The organism is Corallococcus sp. 4LFB (assembly GCF_046520365.1).
GTDB classification, from domain to species: Bacteria; Myxococcota; Myxococcia; order Myxococcales; family Myxococcaceae; genus Corallococcus; species Corallococcus caeni.
The window spans coordinates 1-4,889 of the sequence record NZ_JBKGHJ010000565.1; the positions used below are offsets into that span (position 1 = coordinate 1).

General features: G+C 74.2%; 4 protein-coding genes and 1 pseudogene. 2 read left to right on the forward strand and 3 right to left on the reverse strand.

Annotated features, from left to right (window positions below; genetic code table 11):
- Nucleotides 1-686: SDR family oxidoreductase (locus ACLEQD_RS36895; RefSeq protein ID WP_410390579.1), on the forward strand; the 686-nt coding region annotated here is incomplete at its 5' end.
- A gap of 2 nt (nt 687-688) precedes the next feature.
- Here the strand turns inward: ACLEQD_RS36895 and ACLEQD_RS36900 are convergent.
- Complete coding sequence (locus ACLEQD_RS36900; protein ID WP_410390580.1) at nt 689-2,494, reverse strand: hypothetical protein; 1,806 nt, start codon at nt 2,492-2,494, stop codon at nt 689-691.
- A gap of 206 nt (nt 2,495-2,700) precedes the next feature.
- Between ACLEQD_RS36900 and ACLEQD_RS36905 the strand changes: the two genes are divergently transcribed.
- On the forward strand, nt 2,701-3,144 hold the full coding sequence (locus ACLEQD_RS36905; RefSeq protein WP_410390581.1) for a hypothetical protein: 444 nt from the start codon (nt 2,701-2,703) through the stop codon (nt 3,142-3,144).
- Nucleotides 3,145-3,211: 67 nt separating this feature from the next.
- Here ACLEQD_RS36905 and ACLEQD_RS36910 read toward each other — a convergent pair whose 3' ends face one another.
- Nucleotides 3,212-4,249 (reverse strand): trypsin-like peptidase domain-containing protein, encoded by a 1,038-nt coding sequence (locus ACLEQD_RS36910; RefSeq protein WP_410390582.1) that lies wholly within the window; start codon nt 4,247-4,249, stop codon nt 3,212-3,214.
- 209 nt (nt 4,250-4,458) lie between these two features.
- Nucleotides 4,459-4,889 (reverse strand): annotated as a pseudogene (locus ACLEQD_RS36915) (hypothetical protein); the annotation flags it as partial.

The following is a 4,889-nucleotide window of genomic DNA, read 5'->3' on the forward strand; positions in this document are numbered from 1 at the left end:
CGCTGGAGCGCGTGAAGGCGCGGTGCGAGGCCGCGGGCGGCAAGGCGCTGGCGGTGCCCACCGACGTGGGCGACCCGGAGGCGTGCCGCCGGCTGGTGGAGCGCACGGCGGAGGCGTTCGGCGGCGTGGACGTGCTCGTCAACAACGCGGGCATCACCATGCACTCGCGCTTCGAGGACGTGAAGGACCTGGGCCTCTACGAGCGCCTCATGCGCATCAACTACCTGGGCGCGGTGCACTGCACCTTCCACGCGCTGCCGTACCTCAAGGCGCGCAAGGGCCTGCTCGTCGCCGTGTCGTCGCTGACGGGGAAGACGGGCGTGCCCATGCGGACGGGCTACGCCGCCAGCAAGCACGCCATGCAGGGCTTCTTCGATTCGCTGCGCATCGAACTGTTGGGCACCGGCACCGACGTGCTCGTGGTGTCACCGGGCTTCGTGGCCACGGACATCCGCGCGCACGCGCTGGGCCCGGAGGGCCGGCCCCTGGGACAGAGCCCCCGCGACGAGGCGGGCCCCACCATGGACGTGGACACCTGCGTGGCGCTCATCCTGCGCGCCATGGAGCGCCGCGAGCGCGAGCTGGTGATGACGCTCACCGGCCGCGTGGGACAGGTGCTCAAGCTGGTGGCGCCGGCGCTGGTGGACCGGCTGGCCGCGCGCGCCATCCGCGGCAAGAAGGCCTGAGGCTACTTCTCCAGCCGCGACACCATGCCCCACAGGCCGTCGAAGGTGGCGTTGCCCACCTGGTGCAGGCCGAAGCCCCAGAGGAAGGCGGTCATCCACGCGCCGGAGCCGCCCCAGGTGGGCGCGAAGACGTCCAGCACCTGGAGCCCCAGCAGCACCGCGATGATGGACATCACCCCCAGCACCGCCAGCTCCACCTTCCACAAGTCCCTGGAGCGTGGCAGGGGGATCCAGTCCAGGCTCGCCAGCACGTCGGTGCTCGCCTTCGTGGACGCGGGCGGCAGGGGGGAGAGGTTCCCGCTGGCGGCCCGCCGGGCAGCGGCGGCGGCGCGGGCGACGGCGCGGCGGGCTGCGAGAAGGGGTCCAGCGTCACGGCGGAGGGGACGCCTTCCATGGCCAGCCGCCCGCCCATGGCGACGGGGGCGGCAGGGCGCGACGTGGCGCGCGAAGTCGTCATGGGCGGCGCGGTACTCCGGCGCCGCGAGGTTCGCCTCGCCCTTGTCCAGGTGCGCGCGCGCCGCCGCCAGCCGCGCGTCCACCTCCGTCCGCCAGGCCTCCTGTGCATTCAGGTCGCCGCCGGCCTGCGCCTGGAGCTGCGTCAGGGCCTCCTCCAGGTTGTCCACCAGCTCGCGCAGGTACAGCGCGTGCGCGGACTGGTAGTAGAGGAACGCCTCGTCCACGCTGGCGGACATGCGGGCCCGCGCCCGGGCCAGCTGTTCGCCCACGCGCAGGCGCAGCGCAGCCCACTCCTCCTGCGTGAAGCCGCCAGGGAGCGCCTTCGCGGTGAAGGCGTCCTCCAGGTCCGTCAGGAGGATTTCGAGGAACGCCTCGCGCGCGGTCTCCACCAGCCGGCGGGACGCCTCCAGGTCGGGGCCGGGCAGCTGCTGGCGCGCCCGCAGCACGTACAGGGGCAGCTCGCCCTGGAGCCGGCGGCTCACCGGATCATCCCCGCGCTGGGAGGCCAGCGTCCGGGCCTGCTGCTCCAGCTCCGTCAGCCGCGACTCCAGCACCGCGCGGGCCACCGCCTCCAGGTCGAGCGTCCGCATCAGCTGCGCCTGTTCGGAGAAGTCCGAGGCCTTGGCCTGATCATCCTGGAGCAGCGTCTCCACCGCCTTGAGCTTGCGCTCCGCGTCCAGCAGCGCCACGCCCTTGAGCCCCTCCAGCTGCCGCAGCAGGACCGACCAGAGCGAGAAGAGCTGGAGGCGCGCCTCGAAGATTACGAGCACGGAGTCCTGCACGACGAGCCCGCTCAGCGGCCGCTGGATGTCCGCGAGGAGCGCGTCCACCTGACGGCGCAGCGACGCGGCCACGGCGGCCTCGCGCTCCAGGGGACGGGCGGGCACCAGGGACTGGAGCTTCTGGCGCGCGGCCTCCGCGCGGCTGCGCAGGTTCACGCGCGGGCGCACGCGCTGCACGTAGAAGCGCACGGCCGCGGACGTCGCCACGCCCAGGAAGATGAGGAACGCGCCGAACATCGCGGGCGTCTTCACCCAGACGGTGAAGGCCTGCTCCACCGCCGCGCCCTCCGGCACCAGCAGCCGCACGGTGCCGGTGTACTCGCCGGACTCCGGCAGGTCGCCCACGTCCAGGCTCAGGAGGCCGGTCCCGTAGGCGGGCACCTGGAGGACGCCCTCCTTGCCCGGGCCCTGCGGCTGGCCGTCCGGTCCCCGGAAGAACCACTTCGCGTCCTGCGCCTGCACGGGCGCCGCGCCATCCCCCGCGCCGCCGGCCTTGCGGTCCAGCTGCACCACCGCCGCGGGCCCCACCGCGCCGCCCACGCCCGCCGTCTCCCGGAAGGTGAGCCGCACCGTGGCCTTGCCGGAGAACGGCCCCAGCGTCCAGCGCGCGCGGGCGCCACCGGATAGAACCGCACCGTGGGCGCCGACGCCACGCGCTGCACGACGAGCGGGGTGACTTCGCGCGCGCGTCCCCCAGCAGCACCACGCGGCCCTGGTAGTCACCGGGCGCGGGCAGGTCCGCGGACAGCGTCACCGTCACCGGCTGACTCACGGAGATGGGCACCCGGGCCGCGCCCTCCATCGTCTCCACGCGCACCGTCACCGGCACCTGCGTGCCGTCCGCCGCGAGCAGCGGATCCACCAGCACCGTCACCCGCGTGGACTCCGCGCCCGCGTCGCGCGGTGAGTCCGGTGACGCGTCCGTGGACGTGGGCAGCAGGTCCACGCGCAGCACCGTCTCCAGGTGCGCGGTGGACGTGCGCAGGCGCACCTCGTTGTTGGAGGACAGGCCCGCGAGGCCGAAGCGCGGCGCCGCGACCGCGAGCCCGGGCAGCAGGCAGAGCACGGTGAGGGCCAGCGTCACGCCGGCGCGGGCCAGGACCTTCGCGGCCATGAAGCTTCGAGCGGGAAGGCTCATGCGCGGGGACGATAGCAGTCCCCTCCCCCGGCCCCGCATGTTCGACCTCGCGCGGCGCCGAGGCGCGTGCACAGACGTGTAGCAGGCTCGCTGTCGGCGGCGCCCCGCACGAACCTGTCCGACTGTCGGACCGGTTGGGACAGGCGCGTTCAGCCCCAGCCCAGGCGGCGCAGCACGCTGGAGGACAGGCTGGAGCGGATGGTGTCCAGGGGGATGCCCTCGTCGTCCTCGGCGGACTCGTGGCCGGGGCGCGGGTCTCCGCTGTGGTGCAGCGCCACCAGGTCCAGGTCCGGCGTGAAGCACGGAGAGCCGGACGAGCCCGGGTGCGTGTTGGTGCAGTACGTGACGCGCGTGTGCGACCGGTTGACCGCCTGGAACGTGTCCAGCGCCACCTGCATGGGCCGGCCCTTGGGATGCTGCACCACGAGCGCCAGCGCGCCGGGCGTGAACGCCGTGGGCGCGGACGGGGCCAGCGGGATGAAGCCGCGCGGGCGGTCCCCCAGCCGGTCCTCGCCGGGGGCGTCCTGGATTTGCAGGAAGGCGTAGTCCAGCTCCTCGCGCGTGGCCTCGCGCGGACGCGGGTGCATCAGGTCCGCCGGGCTGTGCGGACTCTGCGCCAGACACGCCGTCACCGCGTACACGCGGCCGGGGTGCACCGCGATGCGGTCCGGCAGCACCTTCAGGTCGAAGCGCACGCGCAGCGCCTCCAGCAGCCGGTGCTCGATGACGTGCGAGTTCGTGAGCACCACGTCCGGCGCCACCAGGAAGCCCGTGCCCAGCGCGCGGCCCCCTTCCAGCTCCACGCGGCACACGCGCCGAGACAGCGTCGTCAACCGGTCCCGCCAGACCTCCGGTGTCAGCGCCAACCGGGACTGCTGGACGATGCGCGCCAGCGCGCTGCCAGACACGCTGCGTTGCACGGAGGACAGGTAGCTCTGGAGGAAGCGGCGGATGCGCGGGTGGCCCGGCGCCGCCGCGTGCGCGCCGCGCACCAGCACGTCCGTCCACCCTTCCGCCTCCGCGGTGCGCACGAGCGCCCGGGCCCGCGCCGCCCCCTCCCGCTCGACGGGGGGCACCAGGCTGCGGCCGCATTTCACCTCCACCATCCGGTGGAGGTCCTCCACCGAGGCGAACGCGCCCAGCAGTGCGTGGGTCAGTTCGTCCTGTTCGGAGCCTTCAAGCTCCATCCGTGTCCTCTCGCGGCCGCGCGATGTTCACACCCGCTGTGTGACTTGCAGTGTACGCATGCGGGCAGCGATTGCACCGGGCGTGGAGCGCCTGCCGGGCCGGGCCCCTGCCGCGCTTCCGGCGCGCATTCCACCCGCCCCCACGGCCAGACGGAAGGGGCCTGCACCGGCGCCGTGAGTGGAGAATGACCCCACGGCGCCAGCGGGTGTCAGCGCACCGCCCAGGTGGAGGGCGGCAGCGACGCGGTGATGTCCGGCCGGCCGGGCACGTCCAGCCGCGACGCGCCCGCCTGCAGCGTCCCGGCGAGCGTGGGGAGCACGCGGAACTCCACCTGCACCGGGGCGCCCTGCTCCCGGGGGGCGAGGCTCAAGCTCAGCGCCCCGTCCTGCACGTCCCACCCGGTCACCTGTCCGGAGGACACCAGCGCGTCCAGGCTCGCGGGGTCCACCTGCACGCCCGCGGGCAGGTCCTGCTGGAAGCGCAGCGGCAGTGAGGACGGCGCGCCCACCTGGACGCGCACGCTCGTCAGCTGTCCCACGCGCGCCTCCTTCGGCCCCGTCACGGCCAGCTGCAGGCCGCCCTTCGCCTCGCCCTTCCAGGGCACGGCGCGGACAGCGCCAGGGAGAAGCCCAGCCCCGG

Excerpts from the sequence above, each read along its gene's own strand:
- ACLEQD_RS36905 (WP_410390581.1), top strand. The coding sequence starts at position 2,701 with ATGGGCACCCGGGCCGCGCCCTCCATCGTCTCCACGCGCACCGTCACC.
- ACLEQD_RS36910 (WP_410390582.1), bottom strand. The coding sequence starts at position 4,249 with ATGGAGCTTGAAGGCTCCGAACAGGACGAACTGACCCACGCACTGCTG.